Genomic DNA, 23,881 nt, shown 5'->3' with positions numbered 1-23,881 from the left:
ACTTTCCCGCTGATTACGCATATAAAGCAGATTTACAAATCCCTCCAACTAGATTCCCTTCCGAAATAGCAAAACAAAATTTGCGTTAATTTGTGAAATTTGCGGTTAAAAACTTTTCCGTAGATTACACATATTTACAAATCCTCTCAATCATAATGGGAATTTTATAAACTATTGACAAAAAGCTAAAACGATATTTCTTAATTAAAATATAATATTTGTTTTACCAATTACTAGTTTTATTAAATCACCAAACAAATGACTCATTCCGTAAAATTACCATTTTATGCTAAACTTGCCTTAATATTAGTTAGCTTAATCAGTTTTGCTTATATTTTTTGCATCGGAAAAGATATTATTACGCCTGTTTTAATGGCGTTTTTATTCGCTGTATTATTAGTCCCGATTTTTACCTTTTTACATTCAAAACTAAAATTTCCCCGCCATTTGGCCGCAGCTTGCTGTATTTTAGTATTTGCAGCTTTTATTATTGGTATTTTAGTTTTTATCTCTTATCAGGTTAGTGATATTGCCAATGATTTTGAGACGATAAAAAAGAATGCCAATTCCTTTATAACAGACATTCATAAATTTGTAAATGATAAGTTCCATGTCAGTATAGGAGAACAGAAAAAGTACCTTGACACTGTAACCAAAGATTCTGTTCAAAACGGAAAAGCTACGATTGGATCTGCTATAGTATCTATTAGTGATCTTCTTTTAGACTGCACCATCATCCCTATTTATACTTTTCTATTTCTTTTATATAAAGATCACTTTGTTTTATTTCTGGCCAAATTGGTCAATAAAGAAGATCATTCAGCCTTAAAGGATATTTTATCACAAATAAAAGTTTCGATCAACAATTATATACTGAGTTTAATTTTTGAAATGATTGTTGTTTCGATTTTAACCGGTTTAGGACTTTGGATTATTGGCGTAAAATACTTTATTTTACTGGGATTGATTACCGGAATCCTGAATATGATTCCTTACATTGGTATTCTAATTGCCGGAATCATTACCGTTATGGCTTCTCTTACGGGAACACCGGAAACTTCTATTATTCTCGGCATCCTAATTGTAAATATTATTGTTCAGTTTATAGATAATAATATAATTGTACCGTTAATAATTAATTCTAAAGTTGAAATTAATGCATTTGTTTCGATAATGGGAATTATTATTGGAGGAGCTGCTGCAGGAATTTCGGGCATGTTTTTAGCCATTCCGCTTTTAGCCATTCTAAAAATTATATTCGACAGAATCGAATCCTTAGAACCCTGGGGATATTTAATGGGCAATCATATGCCTAAAAAATTTACCTGGAGAATCCGAAAACTTAAGATTGAAAACTAAATAGCATTTCAACATTAAAAAGTTCTGGAAAATTCTTATATTCATATCAAAATCAACCTTTAGTCATCACCAATTATCTAATGTCTGTAAACAAAAAAATAATAGCTTTACTTTTATTATGCTTCTGCTTACAAAGCACGTATGCTCAGACAGATAAAACAAAAGATGCGCACGATAAAAAGGACAGTATTCAGGTATATAACAGGATTAAGAATTATTCTAAAAAAAATAAATTCACCCAAACAGTCCACAAATTATTTTTTCGAGGAAGCAAAACGCGAAAAAAAGAAATTCTGGTACAAAATGACACCACTGACTTTAGCGGAAAAATCATTCGCAATATCAATATTGTGACCTTAGATCCTTTTGGGCATTCTGTTAATGATACCACTCAAATGCCCAGAAATTGGGGAGAAAGAACGGGAAACAGATTGCACTTGAAAACAAAAAAAATAGCCATTCTTAATTTATTATTGTTCAAAAGAAATGCTGTTTACGACACTTATAAAGTTCAGGAATCAGAGCGTTTGATACGTTCTCAGAAATATGTAACAGCGGTAAGAATTACAAATAAAATTGTTGGTGTCGCTTCAGATTCTGTCGATGTTACGATACGGGTTCTGGATTCCTGGAGTACTATTCCCAAGTTTTCAATTTCCAGCAATCAGGTTTCTTTAGGAGTAAAAGAAAAAGACTTTTTTGGCTCAGGCCAACAACTTGAATATAAATTTACGAATCGGTTTGATGATGGCCGAAATGCCAATGAAGTTACCTATACCGTTCCTAATATCAAAAACACGTATATCGGAACTACTTTGTTTTATAAAATGGACCTCGACAACAATTATACTAAAAGCATAAATGTCGAACGGCTTTTCTATTCTCCTCTGACCAAATGGGCCGGCGGTGTTTATATAGGACAGAACTTTAGAAGAGATACTTTACAGGCGCCAGATATGTCTTATGCGTATCAGCCTTTTAAAAATAATTTTTACGATTTATGGGCAGGACACGCTTCTAAAGTATTCGAGGATGAAAGCGGGATAACCAATTTGGTTGCCAGCGCTCGTTTTCTGACTGTAGATTATAGTGAATCACCTTCTGATCTCTATGACCCTACCCGATTCTATTCTGATGAAAAATTTATCTTAGCCGGAATTGGACTTAACCGACGTAAATTTATAAAGGACAACTATATTTTCAGAAACGGACAAACGGAAGATGTCCCTATTGGACGTATTTACGGAATTACATTTGGTTATCAATACAAAAACACGTTCTGGCGGCCTTATGTTGGTGCGCAGTTTTCTTTTGGAAATTACTACCGATTGGGATTCTTAAGTATGAATTTTGAAGCCGGAACATTCTTTCATCAATCTAAGACATATCAGACGGCTTTTTCGATGGAAACCAATTATTTTACCAAACTTTACAGCATAGGATCCTGGAAACTAAGACAGTTCGTTAATCCTAAAGTAGTTATTGGTTTGAATCGTGAGGATATTATTGGTGATCAGCTGAATATAAACGATCAGAATGGTTTGGCTGGTTTTAATAGTGCTATTTACGGAACCAACAAGATGTTATTGTCATTGCAGACGCAAACATATGCTCCACATGCGCTTTGGGGATTTCGTATGAATCCGTTTTTTAATTATACTGTAGCAGTATTAGGAAGTCCCGATAATGCAATGGGAAGGAACAAAGCGTATCAAAAAGTAACTTTAGGCTTACTGATCAGTAATGACTATTTAGTATTTAGTTCGTTTCAGCTTTCGATCTCGTATTACCCAACAATTCCTTATCAGGGCGATAATGTATTTAAAACAAATACTTTTGAAACCACGGATTATGGATTGCAAAATTTTGAGCTGGCAAAACCAAGAACTGTAGAATATAAATAAGAAAAAACATTCTTCTTAACCAAATTTTAAGTTTAGCGAATCTTTTAAAAATCAAAAACTTACGGCTTTACAAGCAATTTCAAACTCGTTAAAACGCCAATTTTATCCGTTGAAATACATTTTGTTTTCATTTTTGGCACAGTATATGAATATCCCTAAACAGGAATAACATTAATATTAAAACTGAACAAAATGAAAACAATAAGAATAGCAATCGCCGGATTATTTCTTTTGGTTGCAAGTACCACGCAAGCCCAAGTATCAATAAATGTTAACATAGGATCACCTCCAGCCTGGGGACCTGCAGGATATGCCGAAATGGAATATTATTATCTGCCGGATATTGAAGCGTATTACGATGTTAGAGCATCTCAGTTTATTTATTTTGGAGGAGGAAGATGGGTTAGAACAAGTCGTTTACCAAGACAATACAGTAATTATGATTTGTACGGAGGTTATAAAGTAGTTCTTACTGATTACCACGGGAGAACACCTTACACCTACTTCGATCGTCATAAAGTAAGATATTACAAAGGATATCATGGTGCGCCTCAAAGACCTTACAGACCAAGAGAAGTTTACGGTTATAATGAGCGTCGTAATGATCGTAGAGATTACAAACATTATGATAATAAACATTATAACAAACACGACAAACACAACAAGCACGACAGACATGATGATGATGACCGCAGACATGGTTCAGGAAGAAGATAATCAATACTAAATATCAAATTTTCATAAAAAAGAGTATCAATAACTGATACTCTTTTTTTATTTCTTTACCATAGGTTTAATTCTCTTAAAAGCTTTTAGATTTTTATCAGACAGCTATTTTTTTGAACCAATTTTCTTAAAAAAGAAAATCAATAACCAAACATTAACATTTCATTTAAATACTGTTCAAAGATATAATTAGTATTTTTGAAGCTCTTTCAAAACACCAAAGTACACTATGCGAAAAATCCAGATACAAATTCTTCTTATTTTTTTAACAGGGATTTCCCTTTCTTTTGCACAACAACCACAAAAATTAAGTTCTGTAGAGATTTACAATCAAATAAAAAAATTGAATTTTTTGGGTTCGGTTTTGTACCTGGCGGCCCATCCGGATGATGAAAATACGCGTTTAATTTCATACATGGCAAACGAAATGAATGCACGAACAGGTTATTTGTCCCTGACTCGTGGCGACGGGGGCCAGAATTTGATTGGTCCGCAATTGCGTGAATTACTGGGTGTTATAAGAACTCAGGAACTCATCGAGGCCAGAAAAATTGATGGCGGCGAACAATTTTTTTCGCGTGCCAATGATTTTGGTTATTCAAAAAATCCAGATGAAACTTTAGAGCTCTGGGATAAAGATAAAGTACTTGCGGATGTTGTCTGGACCATCAGAAAATTTCAGCCGGACGTCATCATAAACAGGTTTGATCATCGCTCACCGGGAACAACACATGGGCATCATACTGCGTCAGCGATGTTAAGTGTTGAAAGTTTCAAGCTTACAAACGATCCCAAAATATATCCTGAACAATTAAAATATGTAAAATCGTGGCAGGTAAAGCGTACGTTTTTTAATCCATCCTGGTGGTTTTACGGAAGTCAGGAAAAATTTGATGCTGCTAATAAATCAAAATTTATAAAGCTTGAAACCGGAGTTTATTATACCGGAATTGGCAAATCGAATCAGGAAATTGCTGCTTTAAGCCGCAGCCGTCATCAGTCACAAGGTTTCGGAAGTACTGGTGTCCGTGGTGAAGAAACTGAATATCTGGAGCTTATCAATGGCGATAATCCTAAAGAACGTGACAATATATTTGAAGGAATTGATACGTCATGGAACCGTGTTAAAAACGGTAAACCAATTGGAGACCTAATCACTACTATTATTGCAAAATATGATTTTAGCAATCCGTCGGCAAGTATTCCGGATTTAGTTAAAGCTTATGTGATGATCGAAGCTTTAGAAGACGATCACTGGAAAGCGTTGAAATCAGCTGCAATAAAAAATATCATTGCATCGTCCTCCGGTTTATATTTAGAAGCCGTTGCGACTGAACAGGAAGCAACTCCGGGTAGTACGATACGATTGAGTATTGAAGCCATTAACAGATCTCCTGTCGAAATGCAATTGACAAGCATTACCTCATTACCGGACAATAAAAATACAATTCAGAATATCCTATTAAAAAATAATAGCGATCAGAAAATCAACTTACAGATTCAATTACCAAACAGTATTGAATACACTCAGCCATATTGGCTCAAAGAAAAAGCAAGCGTTGGAATGTATACAGTTTCGAATCAGGAAAACATTGGTATTCCTGATATTATCAGACAGGTTAAAGTTGTTTTTAATCTGAAAATAAATGGTGTCGAAATTCCGTTTGAGCGTACTGTCGTATATAAATATAATGATGGCGTAAAAGGCGAAATGTATAATTTTCTGGACATTGTTCCGGAAGTTACGACTTCGATATTAGAAAAAGTACTTATTTTTGGAACTACCACCAGTAAAATGATTCCTGTAAAAGTGCGTGCCGGAAAAAATGGTATAAAAGGAAAATTACAGTTAGAACTTCCTAAAAGCTGGAGTATTTCGCCAAAAGAAATCCCTTTTACTTTAGATAAAAAAGGAAACGAGCAGATCTTTTATTTTGAAGTTACTCCTCCCGTAAATCAGGAAGAAGCAGTCGTTAAAAGCATTGCTGTTGTAGATAATAAACGTTTTGATAAAGATCTTACTATTATTGATTACAGTCACATTACCAAACAAATGGTTCTCAAACCGTCTGAATCAAAATGCATTCGAATTGACTTAAAAACAAACGGAGATGCAATTGCTTATATTATGGGTGCCGGCGATGAAGTTCCTGAGAGCCTGGCTCAAATGGGATATAAAGTAACAATCATAAAACCAGAAGAAATCACGCCTGAAAAACTGGATTCCTTTAATGTTGTAATGACGGGAATCCGGGCTTATAATACCGTAAACGCTTTGGCAAACAAACAAAACATACTTTTCAATTTTGTAAAAAGTGGTAAAAATATGATTGTACAGTACAATACTTACGGTAAAACTGTAACCGATCAAATTGCCCCATATCCTCTTAAAATATCTAATGACCGTGTGACCGAGGAAAATGCCAAAGTCACTTTTCTTGCGCCACATCATCCTATATTGAATACACCTAATAAAATCAGTTCTAAAGATTTTGACGGCTGGACACAAGAGCAAGGTCTGTATTATCCTAATCAATACGATCCTGCGTTTACTCCTATTCTATCGTCTCATGACAAAGGCGAATCTGCTAAAGATGGTGCTTTATTGGTAGCGCCATACGGAAAAGGATACTATATTTACACAGGTTTAAGCTTTTTTAGAGAATTGCCTGAAGGTGTTGCCGGCGCATATCGATTGTTATCGAATATGATTTCGCTAAAACAGCCTGTAGAAGCTCCAAAACAAGAATTAAAGAAATAAAAACATTCAAAATGGAAGCTAAAAAAACAAAAAAATGGAAAAAAAGCTATACGTATGTTCTGGTGGCCAATGCTATCTACATCCTTATTTTTTTCTTAATCATGCAACTATACTCATAACCTATGCAACTATTTGATTGGATCGTACTTATTGTTACACTTTTATTTATTGTGGGTTATGGATCCTGGAAAACCAAAGGAAGTAAAAATGTCGAGGATTTTATTCTGGGCAATAACGAAACGCCCTGGTATACTGTAGGGCTTTCAGTAATGGCGACACAAGCCAGTGCAATTACTTTTTTATCTACTCCCGGACAAGCGTATCATGACGGAATGGGTTTTATACAATTCTATTTCGGATTGCCAATTGCGATGATAGTTATTTGCGTCACGTTTATACCGTTGTACCATAAAAACAAAGTTTTTACCGCTTACGAGTTTTTAGAGAAGCGATTCGATCTAAAAACACGTTCACTTGCTGCAATTCTGTTTTTAGTGCAAAGAGGTTTAGGAACAGGTCTTACCATTTATGCGCCTGCGATTATATTGTCGGCACTTTTGGGCTGGAATTTGACTTTAATGAATATCATGATTGGTGTTCTCGTGATTATTTATACTTTTTCCGGAGGGACAAAAGCAGTAAACGTAACACAGAAACAACAGATGTTCGTGATTATGTCCGGAATGTTTATTACGTTTTTCCTGATTTTGCATTACTTGCCAAATGATATGACTTTTACCAGCGCATTGCATATTGCAGGTGCGAATGATAAAATGAATATCGTAGATTTCTCGTTTAATCCGGAAGAGAAATATACTTTCTGGAGCGGAATTACGGGAGGTTTTTTCCTCGCCCTTGCCTATTTTGGAACTGATCAGTCACAGGTTGGACGTTACTTGTCCGGAAAATCAGTAAGGGAAAGCCAAATGGGACTGATTATGAACGGACTTTTAAAAGTACCAATGCAATTTTTTATTCTGTTAACAGGAGTTATGGTTTTTGTATTCTTCCAATTCAATCCTGTTCCCTTAAATTTTAATCCGAACAATAAAATTGTAATTGAAAAATCTGCCTATAAAGAAGAATATCACGGTTTAGAGAAAAAATTAAGCACGCTTTCCGAAGATAAAAAAGTAATCAATTTATTGTACATCGATCAGCTGAACCAGGATTTTGATAATCCAATTTTGCGAAAGGAATTAGTAACATTATCAAATAAAGAAAAAGACCTGAGAGATCGCGCTAAAGAAATCATTTTAAGAGCTGATCCGCGCAGCGAAACAAATGATAAAGATTATGTGTTTTTTCACTTTATATTGAACTATCTGCCAAAAGGACTTATTGGTTTATTGTTAGCCGTAATACTTTCCGCTGCAATGTCATCGACCGCTTCGGGATTAAATGCTTTGGCATCGACAACAGCAATAGACATCTATAAACGTAATCTGAAAACCGAAAAATCCGAAAAGCATTATCTATATGCTACCAAGTTTTTTACTCTATTCTGGGGAATTGTAGCAATACTTTTGCCTGCGTGGGTACGTTGTTTGAGAATTTAATTCAATTGGTGAATATCATTGGGTCTATTTTCTACGGAACTGTTTTGGGGATCTTTTTAGTGGGATTCTATCTTCGTCGTGTAAAAGCAAAAGCAATGTTTATCAGCGCCATTATCAGCCAGATCACAATATTTATTATTTTCTATTTTACGATTGCCATTTACCCAAGCGGTCAGGAAAAATTAGGTTATTTATGGCTTAATTTTATTGGAGCAATGCTGACTATTATTTTGTCTTTGTTAATGCAGTTTCTGTTTTTCAGGAAAGAGCCTCATACTGAAGAAGTGGTTTTGGAGTAAGAAAAGCTTTTGTTGGATTAAATACAGTATTCTGTGAAAAATTTGAAAAATATTCTTTTCCTCCTACTGCTAATTTTAGGCTTTCAGGTAAAAAGTCAAAATGCTGTTGACAGTATTAAAATTGAAGATAATTCGATCGCAAATGAGCTTTTTACAAAGTGTTTTCAAAATTTAAATCAAGGTTCTGAGATCTTGGAAAAGTACCCTGCATTTAAAAATATAAAGATGTGTTCTCTTATGTATTGTATGTTTCTATTGCAATATCCTGAGAAAAATATTCAAATGGTTGCAGAAGAAAGATTAAGAGGCATTGCAACACAATTGTACAATGAAAAGAATCCTGTTATTTTGATTATGGGAATGGAAAGTTCATTGATAGAAAAAGAAAAAAATAAAAATCTTCAGGACGATAGCCATATTGTTTATATCAGTTACGGAGAATGTACAAATCCTCCTTTTTTAAGACGTGGAGCTGATATTGTAAACAAGCAAACGATGCAATTGATAAAACAAAATTTGGTTAGATAATTTTTCTTAAAAAATGAGATTGCCAGGCCCGGATAGAAACGGATAGCTGGACACGAGCGATCAATGTCATTAAATTAAGCTATTTTGATCTAATTAATGGTTAATTCTTTTTCGCGCAAAGACGCAAAAGTGCAAAGGTTTTAGGCGTAAACTTGGCGGCTTGGCGACTTTGCGTGAGATTTATTCGGTACAGTATTTCAGCTATTTTTTCTTAACTTAATGACATTGCACGAGCGATAGCGAACTGACAAAGTAAATGGCTCCTTAAAATTATAATGCTAAAATATACTGCTCTATTTATTAAAGTTTTAAAATATCATTATCAAACTTTAAAACCTTGCTAAAGATGGTAAAAGCTAAAACATTTTTATTCTACATCAAAAATTCTATCTTTGAGAAACTAACTGTTTACAAATTAGCAAAAATACATCACTATGAAGGACCTGAAGAAATATAGCAATAAGACGAAGGCCGCTTTTATTTTACTTATTGTGATGCTATTGATTTTGCTGGGGAATTTTAATACGCTGCAAAATTCAAAAAACGTAAACAAAAACATTAACGAGATTTATAAAGATCGATTGGTCGTGGCGCATTATATTTTTCAATATTCAAAAGAGCTTCATTTTATAAAAGCCGAGGCTGAAAAACTAGATTTAAGCGATAATATCAAAAAGGATGAAATCATTCATACTTTAAGCATCATTCATAATATCGATGATCTATATGCAAAAACCGTTTTGACCAATAAAGAAAAACAGTATTTTGATATTCTTTTAAGTTCCTGTAAAGAAATAGACAAACAGGTCGCCAACAAAAACTGGAGCAAGATTGCTAGTCTGAGCCACGATGCCTTAACGACTTTAGAGTCTTTATCACAAATTCAGATTCAGGAAGGAAAAGCAAAATTAGCAAGCGCTAACGCCATGTATAGCAAAAACAATAGTTTAGGGCAATTGCAAATTGCATTGCTTATCATTCTGGGCGGAATCACCTTTTATCTGTTAATCGTAAAGAAAATCAAAAGAAGCATCAAGATTCCGGAACCGCCAAGTATGAATTAGTTTCTACAAAAATATTTAGATAACAAAAAAATCCAAATTCTAAAACTTATAAAAGCTTTGGAATTTGGATTTTTAATATTTTTAAATTTAAAGAATTATCTGCTCCACTCAGCAATACTGTCTTTATTCAATTTTACGTAATCCTGATTGTTAGCAGCTTCAGCAGCAGCAAGTGATGCTTTTGCAGTTTCAACAGCTCCTTTTTTATCACCTTGCTTTGCCTGGATTTGTGCTTTTAATCTTAGGATAAAATATGGTTTTTCAGTACTCATATCCAATGATTTGTCTATGTAAGTTCTCGCTGTTTCGATGTTTCCATTTGATTGAAACAAATAAGTAGCTGCAGCAAAATAGTCACTAGAAGTTGGTCCTGCCAATGTTTTTTCGATACTTGCTGTTGCAATTTTCGCAGTAGGAACTTCAAATTTCAAAGCCACATGAGAGTTTTCCCAAGCCATATCTAAATATCCAAAATTTGGATCTAATCCATTAATTCCAATCGTAAAAGTCTCAAGAGGAGTTGGTAAAGCATCCTCTTTTACAGTAGTTCTTAAAGCAACATACGAATCGCTCCAGTTTTCAGGCAATCCCCAGTTATCAGTAGAAAGATAAAAAATCACTTCCCAGCTTTCTATTTTTGGAATAGTATAAATTGCATATTTTCCTTTTTTCAATGTTTTACCATCGATTACTACATCATCACTAAAATTTATGATTGTATTTTCGTTAGCTCCCGTTCTCCATAATTTACCAAACGGAACTAAATTTCCAAATACCGCTCTGCCTCTCGCTCCCGGTCTTGAATAAGTAACTTCAACATCAGTTAAACCAACTGTCTGTTTGATATAACCTTTAGGACTCGCTTGTGGTGTTTTTATCTGTGCTTCTGTAGCAAAAGGAGCCAAGACAATGGCCAATGCAATAAGTAGTTTTTTCATGTTTAAGTTTATTTGTTTGTTCAAATTTACAAATTCAAATACCGAACAAATGTTAAATTTTATATAATTCAGCCCCTTAATTGTGATATTTTTCGGGCGTTTAACTCGACAAAATGATTGATAATTATATCTGCCTCAGATAAATCCTGCAATTTCGAATGATGACTGTTATAACCAACACAAAATATTCCCGCTGCCTTCGCTGCTTTTACCCCATTTGTACTGTCTTCTATGATGATACAGTTTTCTTTTGGAGCAATTGATAATGAAGCTGCATGCAAAAAGATGGCCGGATTGGGCTTCGATTGCGGAAAATCTTCTCCACTCACAATATCCGTAAAATATTGATGCAAATTGAATCGGGTAAAAACACGATCGATTGTTACTTTTGAAGCTGACGAAGCTAAAATCAATTGTATACCGCTCGCATATAAATCTTTAATAAGATCTTCGACACCTTCAAGCAAGTATAAATCTTCTTTAGTATCAAAAGCATCATTAAATATGCTTCTCTTTCTTTGAATCAGATCTTCGACTTCATGTTTGATTGCCGGAAAAAATCCTTTTAAGGTCTGAAACGTATTACGGGTCGAAAATCCGGTAAATGAAGTATACATTTCTTCGCTTACTTCTATTTCTAATTCTGAAAATTGTTTGTAATAAGCATAACGGTGAACAGGTTCAGTGTCTACAATTACGCCATCCATATCAAAAATTACTGTTTTTATCATTTTTCTTAAAGTACTAAGGTTTTGAGTTTTTTTTTTAAGGCTCTGAGATTCTGAGTTACTAAGTCTCTAAGCTTTTTTTAGTTTAACAACTTAGCAACTTAGAACCTTAGTATCTTAATCACTCTTTTTTCAACAAATACCTAATCACGGTTTCGGCAACATAAAGACCAAATAAGCCGGGCATATAACTATTTGTGCCATAAAACGACTTTTTAAAGTTTTTCCCGTCCGTTAGTTTTAAGCTCTTTTCATCCTGAATTTCAGAAGAGAAAACTACTTTTAATTTATTTATTTTTTCTGCTTTCAGACGTTTTCTAATGGCTTTAGAAAAATAGCAATTGATCGTTTTCGATATGTCTGTTACTTTTACTTTAGAAGCCAACATTTTTCCACCTGCACCCATGCTGCTGATGATCTTAACTCTTTTGCGTTTTGCCCCAATAATTAAATTCAACTTTGGAGTAATACTGTCGATACAGTCTAAAACATAATCAAAGTCAGGAGCAACGATTTCAAAAGCCCTTTCAGGGGATAAAAATTCCTGTACACGTGTTAGCTTCAGTTCCGGATTAATATCCATCAAACGATCTCCAACAATAGTAATTTTTGGTTGTCCAACAGTAGAATGTAATGCAGGTAATTGTCTGTTGATATTCGTAATATCTACGACATCTCCATCTACAATTGTCATGCTTCCTACTCCTGCCCGTGCCAAAAATTCAGCAGCAAATGACCCTACTCCTCCCAAACCTACTACCAAAACATTTGAGTTTTGCAAATTTTGTAATCCTTCTTTCGTAAATAAAAGCTCGGCTCTTTCTGTCCACTCTGCCATATCCTAAATTATTGTTTTTTTAGTTTAAATTGTTTCATGTTTCAGGTTCTTGTCCTGAAAAACATTATTAAAATTACTTGAGATAATCCCTTGCAATTCTTTGATTGTTATATTTTTATATTCTGCTGCTAAATCATAAACTTGTTTAATATTTTCTTCAACAGTATCTGTTTCCAGAAAAAAACGATCATTCGGAATATTTTCAAAAACAGTCTTTAAATCTGGATTTCTTAGTAAATATTTTCCAAATGAAAGATAAAATCCTGCCTTAATCAACTGATTGGCGATTTGACTATTTTTCGAAAAACCATGAATAATCATAGGAACCGATATTTTCATTTTCTTTTTAATCGCAATTACTTCCTGAAAAGCAGCTACGCAATGTATCACAACCGGTTTTTTATATTTTTCGGCCAAAGCCAATTGTTTTTCAAAAACTATAATTTGTTGTTCTAACGGAATTTCAATTCGCTTGTCTAAACCGCATTCGCCAATTGCCAGACAATTTTTGGTTTGCAATTTTTCTTCTATAATTCTCAAATCTTCATCAATTTGATCTTCCTTAATATACCACGGATGAATTCCGATAGAATAAAACGGAATCGAAGCGTCAAACTCATTTGGATATTGATTCACTAATTCCAAAATAGCCGATCGATTCGTGAATTGATGGGTATGAAAATTAAAGAATTCCATTAATGAAATGTTTTTACTCCAGCCTTAATTGCAACGTTCAAATCATTTTCTAAAGGAACTAACGGACAGGAATACTTATGATTATAAGCGCAATACGGATTGTATGCCTGATTAAAATCGACTGCAATCGTGTTTCCTTTCGGGATTTTCAGGTCGATATATCTTCCTCCGATATAGCTTTCCTTGCCGCTTGTTAAATCTGAAAACGGAAGAAACAAATGATCTTTGTATTCTTTGGTTTTCGAAAGCTCAATATTGCGATATACATTCAATTTTAGGTCAACACCATCTATAGTAAAATATAAAGTTCCGTATTTTATATACTTAGGCGTTCTTGTTCCGGTAGTTTTCATTTCGAACACCTTTTCTTTTTTTGCTTTTTCGAATTTGGCATTCACAAAATACTTTCCATTTACAGGATAAAAATCTAAACTTTTAAAAGTTTTCAAATCTTCTTCCATCAACGGGCTTTCTTTAGGATCAGCATATTCTGAATTTATTTTCTTTTGAAATTTTTCAGCTTCACTCTGATCAAATTTATTTTGACCAAAACAAAAATTCACTAGTAATAACACTAGAAAAGCAATAACATTTTTCATCTTAGAAATTTTGAGCAAAAATAGTTTAAAAGTAACAAAGAGGCAACCGATGATCTGTACAAAGTTTGCTAACTTTGCTGCAAATAACATATTTATAATGCTCAAAACTGCCTTTAGTCACTATATCAATAATTTTAAAGGATTTTCAAGAGAAATTTGGATACTTACAATTGTTACATTTATCAATCGTGCCGGGACAATGGTACTTCCTTTTTTATCTAAGTATTTAAAAGAAGACCTTCATTTTACTTATAATCAGGTCGGCTGGATTATGGTTGCATTTGGTTTAGGATCAATGTTAGGTTCCTGGCTGGGCGGAAAATTATCTGATAAAATTGGTTTTTACAAAATCATGATTTTTAGTCTGTTTACCAGCGGAGTTTCGCTTTTCTTTATTCAGTATATTACCACTTTTTGGACGTTATGTATCGCAATGTTTGCTCTAATGACGATTGCAGATATGTTCAGGCCGGCAATGTTTGTTTCTCTGGGCGCTTATGCCAAACCCGAAAACAGAACCCGCGCTTTGACTTTAGTACGTTTAGCAGTAAATCTTGGTTTCGCTGCCGGACCTGCTTTGGGAGGCTTAATTATTATGGGAATTGGGTATTCCGGATTATTCTGGATTGATGGCGCATCGTGTATTATTTCGATTTCGATTTTCGCCCTGTTGGTGAAGGAGAAGAAAAAAGTAGTTCATGAAGACAAAACCGAAAGCGCTGCAGATATAAAATCAGTTTTTCATGATAAGATTTTTTGGGTTTTCTTATTTGTGAGTTTTATCACCGCTATGATTTTCTTTCAGCTTTTTACGACTCTGCCTTTGTATCATAATGAAAAATTTGGCTTAAGCGAATTCCAAACCGGTTTATTAATGACGCTAAACGGACTCTTAATATTTGCACTCGAAATGCCAACCGTTGGTTTTATGGAGAGAAAAGGTTTTCCTAAGATAAGGATCATTATTCTGGGATCATTTGTTATGGCTTCGAGCTTCTTTTTATTACTGATTAATGTTTGGGCAGGGATTCTTATTATCAGTATGATTTGTATCTCGATTGGTGAGATTCTAACTTTTCCGTTTTCTAATGCTTTTGCATTAAGCCGTGCACCCCGCGGTCAGGAAGGCCGTTATATGGCACTCTACACAATGAGTTTTAGTCTGGCTCATATTATAAGTTCAAAAGTCGGTTTCGAAATTATCTCCCGATTGGGTTATCAAATCAATTGGCTTTTCATGGCTTGCATTGGGGTTATTGCAACACTTTGTTGTTTGTGGATTAAAAAAGCACTGCTTAGAGAGAAAGTTTCATAGGTTTTAATTCTATTGGGATACAATTACTTCGCGAGTTTTACCGCAAAATGCGTTATTTTTTTATCTGGTAAGTAAGTGTCAGAAAACATAAAGTTCGCAAAAGCTTGATCACTATAAAGCTTTTGCGAACTTTTCGGTTTTATAACAACTACCTAATTTTAAAATCTTTGCGCGCTTTTCTGTTCATTTTTTTGTTCTCACTCCGACTCAAAGTTTAACGAGTTGCGCGAAGCTTTTCTATACAGAAAAACTGATCAAACGTATTTTTTAGTTAAATAACTATTTTTATAGTTGTGTAACTAGAAAAATAGTTGTAGGTTTGAATTAAAATAAGAAAACATGCAAAAGTTAACAAACAAGGAAGAAGAAATCATGCAAATTTTATGGAAGCTCAAAAAAGCATTCGTAAAAGAAATTCAGGCAGAGATTACTGAAGATCAACCTCATTATAATACATTATCTACTATTGTGCGCAATCTTGAGGAGAAAGGTTTTGTTGGTCATGACGCCTTTGGAAACACGCATCAATATTATCCTGTAATTACTTTAGAAGCTTACAGTAAAAAATATATGAATACTGCTATTGACAACTATTTTAATAGCTCTTATAAAAATATGGTTTCCTTTTTTGCTAAAGAAGAAAAAATTTCAGCAGCTGAATTACGTGAAATCTTAGCTATGATCGAAAATCCTAAAGAAGAAAAATAATTAATTATGGAAGCACTTTTTATGTTTATCGCAAAATCAAGTGGGCTCTTAGTCTTGTTTTACTGTGCTTACTACTTTTTATTACGCAAGGAGACTTTTTTCACTAGTAACAGATGGTTTTTATTAGCTGGTTTATTCACGTCGATAATTTTACCTTTTATAGTATATACTAAAACAGTCTTGGTAGATCCTACTCTTCTTACAGCTCAAAACCAGCCCATTTTTACACCGCAAGTTGATAGCAATTCTTCTTTTAACATTAATTGGAATATTCTTCTAATCGCGATTTATATTATTGGGCTAATAGCTTTAATGATAAAACTTGCAATCGATTTTTATAGTTTAAATTCTGTTTTAAAAGGTAAGAAAGTTAAACAACAAGCTGATTTTAAATTTATTGATATAAAAGAGAATATTGCTCCCTTCTCCTATTTTGATTATATCGTTTACAACTCATCAATGTTTACATCCTCAGAATTAAAAAGTATTATTGAACATGAAAAAGTGCACTGCGAGCAAAACCATACTATAGATGTTTTAATATCAAGAATATTTTGTGTTTTGTTTTGGTTTAACCCGATTATGTGGGGCTACAAAAAAGCAATTTTGCAAAACCTTGAGTTCATCGCTGATAATGAAGCTGCACAAAAAATATCCGATAAGAAAGCCTATCAATACACACTTTTAAAAATAACAACACATGAAAATTGTGTTGCCATTACCAATCATTTTTATCAATCATTAATCAAAAAACGAATCATTATGTTAAACAAAAATCAATCAAAAAAGAGAAATTTATGGAAATTTAGTATTGTAATTCCTGCACTTGTGGCTTTTGTCTTTTTATTTCAAATTGAAATAGAAGCAAAAGAAAAACAGCAGGTTACAAAAGAACTTTCTGAGAAAATTAAATCTGTAGATATTTACAAAATCAAAAAAAATGCTACAGATTCGCAATTAAAAGAAATCAAAGAAAAATTGAAATCAATTCATAATATTGACTTTGATGCTTCTGAAATAAAAAGAAATGCTGAAAACGATCTGACATCACTTAAAATTGATCTTAAAAATGGAGATCAGCAATCACAATCTATTCAAACAGGAGGAAATCAGACCATCAAAGATTTCGCCATAGTAGTTACTACAGAAAGCGATGGCAGTAAAAAAGTAGGTATTCAAACTGCTGATGCAACAAGCAAAGATTCAAAAACTGTGACTATTAAACAACAAAAAACTAAAGTAAAAACAAATGATAGCACTAATTCTAATGTTAGTACAAAAACTGGCACTAATAGTAACAATGATACTGAAACTACTATAACAACAGGCTCAGACAACAATACCACTACAAAAATAACAACCAGTAATGGTGGTGCCCAAATTATTGTTTCAGGTTCCGGTAAAAATGACAGTAACGGAAAAAGACTTGTAATTATCGATGGAGTTGAGATGCCTTCGAGCTTTAGTTTTGACAATTATAAATCCGGAGACATTAAAACTATGAATGTTTTAAAAGGAGATATGGCAATAGCCAAATATGGAGACAAAGGAAAAGATGGTGTTATTATAATAGAAACCCATCAGTAGCATTGTTTAAATTTCGAAAGAACGAAAATGCAAAAACTCACCAATAAAGAAGAAGAAATCATGCAAATTTTATGGAAGCTCAAAAAAGCATTCGTAAAAGAGATTCAGTCTGAAATCACTGAAGATCAACCGCATTATAATACACTTTCGACTATTGTGCGTAACCTGGAAGAAAAAGGATTTGCAGCACATAATGCATTTGGAAATACGCACCAGTATTATGCAACAGTTACTCTGGAGTCGTATAGCAAAAAGTACATGAACACTGCCATCGATAACTATTTTGATAGTTCGTATAAAAATATGGTTTCGTTTTTTGCCAAAGAAGAAAAAATTTCAGCAGCAGAATTACGTGAAATATTGGCCATGATCGAAAGTCCAATAGAAGTAAAATAGAGTTTATGGAGCCACTTTTCATTTTTATCGCAAAATCGAGCGGATTATTAGTATTGTTTTACTGTGCTTATTATTTTTTATTGAGTAAAGAAACTTTTTTCAATAGCAGCAGATGGTTTTTATTGGCTGGTTTGATAACTTCAGTAGTTTTGCCTTTTTTAATTTATACCAAAATTGTCTGGATTGACCCCGCTCCCGTTGAAAATTCAACTGTAAGTTCAATTTCTAATTATTCAAAAGTTTACATTACTCATGCGATCGAAAACGAAACATTTGAAATTAACAGGAATTACATAATACTTGCCGTTTACACCATTGGCTTTTTAGCTTTACTAATAAAATTTGCTATTGATTTTTATAGTTTAAATGCTGTTTTAAAGGGTAAAGAAGTACAGCAGCAAGCTGATTTCAAATTTGTTGATATTAACGAAAATATTGCTCCGTTTTCTTATTTTGATTATATCGTTTACAACTCATCAATGTTTACGGCCTCAGAATTAGAGAATATTATAGAACATGAAAAAGTGCATAGCGATCAAAATCATACTTTAGATGTTTTAATATCAAGAATATTCTGTGTATTGTTTTGGTTCAACCCAATAATTTGGCTGTACAAAAAAGCCATTCTGCAAAATCTTGAATTCATTGCAGATAGCGAAGCTGCTAAAAAAATATCCGATAAAAAAGCCTATCAATACACGCTTTTAAAAATTACAACACATGAAAGTTGTGTTGCCATCACCAATCATTTTTATCAATCATTAATCAAAAAACGAATTGTCATGTTAAACAAAAATCAATCAAAAAAACGAAATTACTGGAAGTATTATGCCGTAATTCCTGCACTTGTAGCTTTCGTGCTTTTATTTCAGATCAAAATAATAGCACAGGAAAAACAGAGAAAAGAGCTTAAAGAAGTTGTTGAAAAAGACAGTCAAATTGATATTTATAAAATTAAAAAAACGACAACAGATCAGGAACTAAAAGAAATTGCTGAAAAACTAAAGAAAAATCATAATGTTGATGTTATGATATCGAATGTAAAAAGAAACTCTGACAAGGAGTTGATTGCTATTAAAGTAGATATTAAAAAAGGAACCAGAGAATCACAAAATATTGAAATTAATGGTGATCACGCTATCGAAAGTTGCGGTATTGTAATTACGACCAAAACTAATGGTTCTAAAGAAGTTGTCCTCGTTACAGATGGTGATATTAATAAGTCAGTGAAAACTGGAAATCGTATTGTAGAATCTAGAAAATATAATGGTCAGCAGAACATGGCTAATCCGCCAGTTCCGCCTACGCCTCCGTCAACAGAGTCATTATCAGCAGCACCTATTGCTCCGGTAGCGCCTGTATTGCCAAAAGAGTTGATGATTCCGCCGCCACCGGATAGAACCAAAATGCCAAAACCTCCGGTAGCGCCAAAAAATCATAACGATAAAGTTGCGATGAAAAATTTCGAAAAAAAGATGGAGGAATTTGATAAAAAAATGAGTGCCTTTGAACCACAAATGGCTGCTTATCAAAAGCAAGTAGACGAAATAATGGCGAAGCGAGTACTTGGATACGATAAAGAAATGAAGAAATTTGGAATTGCAATGGATAAATTTGATGTAGAAATGGAAAAATATAGCGCCAATATCGAAAAGCAATTTGGACCTGATTTTGAAAAAAAGATGGAGCAATTTGAAAAAGACATGAAAGTATATGAGCAAAACATGAAGGAACATCAAAAAGATTTTAAACGAATGGAAAGAGAAAGCCAAAAATCTTAATTTAAAAAAATAGCCCAAATATCATATGAAAAACATGTTTTTTACAGCATCTCTTTTATTGGTTTTTAATTTGTCATTTAGTCAAAAAAGCGAAGACAAATTAACCGAACAAAAAATTGACAGTTACATTAAAGAAGTAATAGCAATAAATGAAATTCCGGGAGTTGCCTTAGCGGTTATTAAGGATGGAAAAGTTATTTATGAAAAGTATTTCGGAAAAGCGTCTCTGGAAGAAAATAAAGCAGTGGATAAAAACACTGCTTTTAAACTTTTCTCTACAACTAAACTAATAACAAACGTTGGAATTTTTCAGCTAATTGATAAAAGTAAATTGTCATTAGAAGACCCTATTTCAAAATACATTGACAATCTCCCAAAAGAATGGCAAACCATACAGGTTAAAAATTTGCTGTCACATTCTTCTGGTTTGCCTAATATTATTATGTTTGAGGATATCGCAATTACATTACCATTTGACGAAAAACTAACAATATTGTCAAAAAAACCAATGGAATTTGTTACAGGAAATGAATACAGTTATAATCAAACCAATTATTTGTTTCTGACTAAGATTATTGAGAAAATCACAAGCTTGACGTTTGAAGATTATATCTTACAGAATCAATTTGCATCTATAAAATCAGGCGTTTATTTTTCGTCAAATTTTGGGGAAACTGTCCCGAATAGTGCACCAAGATATAATTATAGTACTGAAACTAAAAAATACGCAAGAAATACTTTAAACTCCGGATTTGATATGCACTCTGCCAATGGACTAAACATTACACTGCAGAATTTTATTCGATGGAATGAAAATCTGGATAAAGATGTTTACCTGAAAAAGGACACGAAATATTTGATGTGGGAGCCTTTTAAATTTACCAACAATACGGATCGTTTTGCTTATGGGTGGGAAATTGTTCCTGTAAATAAAATTTTATCTTACGGTTTTACCGGTGGTAATGAAACTGCTTTTAGAAAATTTCCTGATAACAAACTAACGATTATATTTTTATCAAACGGACACAAATATTCTTCTTTGTATGTTCAGAGTCAGGTAGTCAATCATGTTGCCGCAATTGTAGATAAAACATTAACAGACGATTATTATCTTGCCGGTGAAAAGATCAATCAGAACTTTTTGAAATTGGATATCGAAAAAGCAAAACAAAATTATTTGACAGTAAAAAAGAATCATCCGGACTGGGATTTTCAATACCGCTTAAATGTTATTGGTTATGCCCTGATGGAGCACGGAAGACTAAATGATGGCATCAAAGTTCTGGAATTGAATTCGACAGAAAATCCAAAATCAGGAAATGCATTTGATAGTCTGGCAGATGGTTATTTTAGAAATAATCAGTTCGAAGTTTCAAAAGACAATTATAAAAAGTCATTAGAGTTGGATCCCGATAATTCGAATGCCAAAGAAATGCTGGACAAGATCGAAAAGATTCTAACTAAAAAATCATAAATCAATCGCTGTAAACGGAATTAATTCATAATTAATACATTAGAAAAATATCCAAAAAAAGACTTTGCCTGACAGCAAAGTCTTTTTTTATATCTTTGCCGAAAATTAATCTGCCATGTACAAACTTTTAGCCAAAATAAATAAAGTTCTTTTACCTAGTTTTACCAAACAGGGTCTGGACATCTCTAAAGCAAAAAAATGGCAAATGGCTATTATTGGTTATCGTGCTTTTGTAACTAAAAGAGCTTTGGAATAATTTTAAAAAAAAACTTTTACATCAATATCGTTGAACTCAGTTTCAACAACACTATCTTAAGAAATAGGAAATGCTTTTAGTATAGGTATTTCTTATCTCGTCAATTATCTCATGAAAAATAAAGAATTCAATATCCCTCCTATTTACGCAGTGCTTCTAGCGATTATCAGCGTACAATGTGGAGCTGCAATTGCCAAAAGTTTATTTCCTGCCATTGGAGCCGCTGGCACTGCATCGTTACGAATTGGAATTTCTGCAATCATTTTATTAATCGCATACCGGCCAAATCTAAAAGCAATCACGCCTAAACAATGGAAAATTGTTGTTCCTTACGGTTTGTCGTTAGGTGCTATGAATTTAATTTTTTATCTGGCGATCGAAAGAATCCCAATTGGTTTAGCGGTTACACTCGAATTCATTGGCCCTCTTCTAGTTGCTATTATTGGCTCCAGACGTTTGATCGATTATTGCTGGGTTTTACTTGCGGCAGCAGGCATTGTATTAATCGCTCCCTGGACAAGTGACGGCTTAGATTTATTAGGTGTCTTTTTTGCGCTTTTGGCTGGTGTGCTCTGGGCATCTTATATAGTTTTGGGCGGAAAGATTTCTCAAATTATGAATGGCGGTCAGGCGGTATCAACCGGAATGTTATTTGCCGCTATTCTAATTTTACCATTTGGTCTTCATGAAAACGGATTAGTAAATCTTACCCCAAAATTTCTTGGTATGGGTATCGCATTGGCATTGTTGTCTAGTGCAATTCCGTTTACACTTGAGATGAAAGCCTTAGGGCAGCTTCCTCCCCGTACTTTTAGTATTTTAATGAGCTTAGAACCCGCGGCAGCATCTATTTGTGCTTTTCTATTTTTGCAGGAACATTTAACTTTTTCTCAGATCTTAGCTGTTCTTTGCGTTGTAATTGCTTCAGTGGGATCTACTTTAACTGCAAAAAGATAAGCTTTCAATGTTCTAGTAAATTAAAATTCCAAATCCCAGGTTTTAAATTGGAATTTGGAATTTTAATTTTGGCTGCTTTTGTTTAACAGATATTATTTTTTTGGCAATAATACTGTATCAACTACATGAATTACACCATTAGACTGGTTCACATCAGCAATGGTAACTTTAGCTTTATTTCCGCTTTCGTCGCTGATGTATAAATCTTTTCCTTTCATCCACGCAGTCAAAGTACCACCGCTAACAGTTTTGAAAGTTGCTTTACCTTTACCTGCTTTAATTGCTTTGGCAATATCAGAAGCATTTAGTTTGCCTGCAACAACATGATAGGTCAGGATTGTTTGAAGCATTTTTTTGTTTTCAGGTTTTAATAATGTTTCAACAGTTCCAGCTGGTAATTTATCAAACGCTGCATTTGTTGGGGCAAAAACGGTGAATGGTCCTTTTCCTTCTAGTGTTTCAACTAATCCGGCAGCTTTTACAGCAGCTACTAATGTCGTGTGGTCTTTCGAGTTTACTGCATTTTCAATAATATTTTTGTTTGGGTACATTGCAGCTCCTCCAACCATTACAGTTTTTTGTGCAAATGATGTAAATCCAAATCCTAATGCTAAGATGGCTACGGCTAAAAATTTTCTAGTTTTCATAATTAATATTTTAAGTTATAAGCTCATTTACGCGGTAATAATCGTTTTGGTTTTATTAAATCTTTAAAAAAGTTTCAAAAACTTTGAAATATCTCTAAATAACTCTGTAAAACAAGCGTTTAATGCTCAAAATTATTTTGAACTATTTTTTAAATTCAGGTTCATCGATATGTTAATTTTATTATTAACTTTAGTAAATCAATTTATCATATATGGAAAATCTGCCTAAAAAAGTAAGAAGTAAAAAGTTAAGTACAAGAGTTGATTTAACCGCAATGGTGAGTGTTTCTTTTTTGCTGATTATATTCTTTATGGTGACTATTGAATTGAGAAAACAAAAAATAATGGATTTGAGTTTGCCAGATAATGATGTTACAGACAGATCGAGTGGCGGTTGTTATGGAGAAAATAGATCAGTTACAATATTATTAGGTGAAAATGATAAATTAGTATCGTATACAGGACTTTTACAGGTACCTATTGTTGCTCCCAAAGAAACAATATATGGTGAAAATGGAATCAGAAAGGTGCTTCATGCCCGAAATAAAACAATGTTAGAATATTCTGCAGCACTTGGCAGACCCGGAAGAGGAATTACCGTAATTATAAAACCTAGTAAAAAATGCAATTATAAAAATCTAGTAGATATTCTGGATGAAATGACAATTGCTAAAATTGATACTTATGCAATTGTAAATGAATTTACTCCGGAAGAAACAAATTTATTGGCGACTAAATAATTTAATTAATTTATAAAGTCA

At 33.4% G+C, this 23,881-nt stretch carries 21 protein-coding genes and 1 pseudogene; 16 read left to right on the top strand and 6 right to left on the bottom strand.

Going from position 1 to position 23,881, the window contains the following annotated elements:
* Positions 1–258 precede the first annotated feature (258 nt).
* The 7 genes and pseudogenes from B0A67_RS21375 to B0A67_RS21345 all read left to right on the top strand — a co-directional run bounded on the left by B0A67_RS21375 (position 259) and on the right by B0A67_RS21345 (position 10,200).
* Positions 259–1,359, top strand: a complete 1,101-nt coding sequence (locus B0A67_RS21375) for an AI-2E family transporter (RefSeq protein WP_072964458.1) — start codon at positions 259–261, stop codon at positions 1,357–1,359.
* A gap of 80 nt (positions 1,360–1,439) precedes the next feature.
* Entirely contained in the window at positions 1,440–3,263 is a 1,824-nt protein-coding gene (locus B0A67_RS21370; protein WP_072964459.1) for a BamA/TamA family outer membrane protein, read from the top strand.
* A gap of 192 nt (positions 3,264–3,455) precedes the next feature.
* Positions 3,456–3,980, top strand: a complete 525-nt coding sequence (locus tag B0A67_RS21365) for a hypothetical protein (protein ID WP_072964460.1) — start codon at positions 3,456–3,458, stop codon at positions 3,978–3,980.
* Positions 3,981–4,218: 238 nt separating this feature from the next.
* Positions 4,219–6,750: a PIG-L family deacetylase gene (locus B0A67_RS21360; RefSeq protein WP_072964461.1), complete on the top strand. Its 2,532-nt coding sequence runs from the start codon at positions 4,219–4,221 to the stop codon at positions 6,748–6,750.
* Positions 6,751–6,872: 122 nt separating this feature from the next.
* Positions 6,873–8,608 (top strand): annotated as a pseudogene (locus B0A67_RS21355) (sodium:solute symporter).
* A gap of 225 nt (positions 8,609–8,833) precedes the next feature.
* Positions 8,834–9,136, top strand: a complete 303-nt coding sequence (locus B0A67_RS24830) for a hypothetical protein (protein ID WP_123887452.1) — start codon at positions 8,834–8,836, stop codon at positions 9,134–9,136.
* 434 nt (positions 9,137–9,570) lie between these two features.
* Entirely contained in the window at positions 9,571–10,200 is a 630-nt protein-coding gene (locus B0A67_RS21345) for an MCP four helix bundle domain-containing protein (RefSeq protein WP_072964463.1), read from the top strand.
* A gap of 95 nt (positions 10,201–10,295) precedes the next feature.
* Here B0A67_RS21345 and B0A67_RS21340 read toward each other — a convergent pair whose 3' ends face one another.
* The 5 genes from B0A67_RS21340 to B0A67_RS21320 form a co-directional block, all read right to left on the bottom strand.
* Positions 10,296–11,138 carry a DUF2911 domain-containing protein gene (locus tag B0A67_RS21340; protein WP_072964464.1) on the bottom strand — a complete coding sequence of 281 codons (843 nt, stop codon included), beginning with the start codon at positions 11,136–11,138 and terminating at the stop codon, positions 10,296–10,298.
* A gap of 68 nt (positions 11,139–11,206) precedes the next feature.
* Entirely contained in the window at positions 11,207–11,869 is a 663-nt protein-coding gene (locus B0A67_RS21335; RefSeq protein ID WP_072964465.1) for an HAD family hydrolase, read from the bottom strand.
* 118 nt (positions 11,870–11,987) lie between these two features.
* On the bottom strand, positions 11,988–12,704 hold the full coding sequence (locus tag B0A67_RS21330) for a tRNA threonylcarbamoyladenosine dehydratase (protein WP_072964466.1): 717 nt from the start codon (positions 12,702–12,704) through the stop codon (positions 11,988–11,990).
* A 24-nt stretch (positions 12,705–12,728) separates the two neighbouring features.
* A complete protein-coding gene (locus B0A67_RS21325; RefSeq protein WP_072964467.1) occupies positions 12,729–13,400 on the bottom strand; it encodes a TatD family hydrolase in 672 nt (223 codons plus the stop codon).
* Complete coding sequence (locus B0A67_RS21320) at positions 13,400–13,999, bottom strand: DUF1684 domain-containing protein (RefSeq protein WP_072964499.1); 600 nt, start codon at positions 13,997–13,999, stop codon at positions 13,400–13,402. The genes B0A67_RS21325 and B0A67_RS21320 overlap by 1 nt, the downstream gene beginning before the upstream one ends.
* A gap of 97 nt (positions 14,000–14,096) precedes the next feature.
* Between B0A67_RS21320 and B0A67_RS21315 the strand changes: the two genes are divergently transcribed.
* The 8 genes from B0A67_RS21315 to B0A67_RS21280 all read left to right on the top strand — a co-directional run bounded on the left by B0A67_RS21315 (position 14,097) and on the right by B0A67_RS21280 (position 22,473).
* Entirely contained in the window at positions 14,097–15,314 is a 1,218-nt protein-coding gene (locus tag B0A67_RS21315) for an MDR family MFS transporter (RefSeq protein WP_072964468.1), read from the top strand.
* Between the two features lie 339 nt (positions 15,315–15,653).
* Positions 15,654–16,022, top strand: coding sequence for a BlaI/MecI/CopY family transcriptional regulator (locus B0A67_RS21310; RefSeq protein WP_072964469.1), 369 nt, complete (start codon positions 15,654–15,656; stop codon positions 16,020–16,022).
* Positions 16,023–16,028: 6 nt separating this feature from the next.
* Positions 16,029–17,609 (top strand): M56 family metallopeptidase, encoded by a 1,581-nt coding sequence (locus B0A67_RS21305; RefSeq protein ID WP_072964470.1) that lies wholly within the window; start codon positions 16,029–16,031, stop codon positions 17,607–17,609.
* Between the two features lie 27 nt (positions 17,610–17,636).
* Positions 17,637–18,005, top strand: a complete 369-nt coding sequence (locus B0A67_RS21300) for a BlaI/MecI/CopY family transcriptional regulator (protein WP_072964471.1) — start codon at positions 17,637–17,639, stop codon at positions 18,003–18,005.
* Positions 18,006–18,010: 5 nt separating this feature from the next.
* A complete protein-coding gene (locus tag B0A67_RS21295) occupies positions 18,011–19,786 on the top strand; it encodes a M56 family metallopeptidase (RefSeq protein ID WP_072964472.1) in 1,776 nt (591 codons plus the stop codon).
* Between the two features lie 25 nt (positions 19,787–19,811).
* Positions 19,812–21,260, top strand: a complete 1,449-nt coding sequence (locus B0A67_RS21290; RefSeq protein WP_072964473.1) for a serine hydrolase domain-containing protein — start codon at positions 19,812–19,814, stop codon at positions 21,258–21,260.
* 115 nt (positions 21,261–21,375) lie between these two features.
* Entirely contained in the window at positions 21,376–21,516 is a 141-nt protein-coding gene (locus tag B0A67_RS21285) for an SsrA-binding protein (protein ID WP_072964474.1), read from the top strand.
* Between the two features lie 111 nt (positions 21,517–21,627).
* Complete coding sequence (locus B0A67_RS21280; protein ID WP_072964475.1) at positions 21,628–22,473, top strand: EamA family transporter; 846 nt, start codon at positions 21,628–21,630, stop codon at positions 22,471–22,473.
* 92 nt (positions 22,474–22,565) lie between these two features.
* Here B0A67_RS21280 and B0A67_RS21275 read toward each other — a convergent pair whose 3' ends face one another.
* Positions 22,566–23,120 (bottom strand): fasciclin domain-containing protein, encoded by a 555-nt coding sequence (locus tag B0A67_RS21275; protein ID WP_072964476.1) that lies wholly within the window; start codon positions 23,118–23,120, stop codon positions 22,566–22,568.
* A 212-nt stretch (positions 23,121–23,332) separates the two neighbouring features.
* Here B0A67_RS21275 and B0A67_RS21270 point away from each other — a divergent pair, with 212 nt between their 5' ends.
* Positions 23,333–23,860: an ExbD/TolR family protein gene (locus B0A67_RS21270; RefSeq protein ID WP_072964477.1), complete on the top strand. Its 528-nt coding sequence runs from the start codon at positions 23,333–23,335 to the stop codon at positions 23,858–23,860.
* The last annotated feature ends 21 nt before the right edge of the window (positions 23,861–23,881 follow it).

The sequence above is a fragment of the Flavobacterium aquidurense genome, assembly GCF_002217195.1.
GTDB lineage: Bacteria > Bacteroidota > Bacteroidia > Flavobacteriales > Flavobacteriaceae > Flavobacterium > Flavobacterium frigidimaris.
Note: the sequence above shows the minus strand (reverse complement) of the source record. Positions and strands in the feature narration are given on the sequence as shown.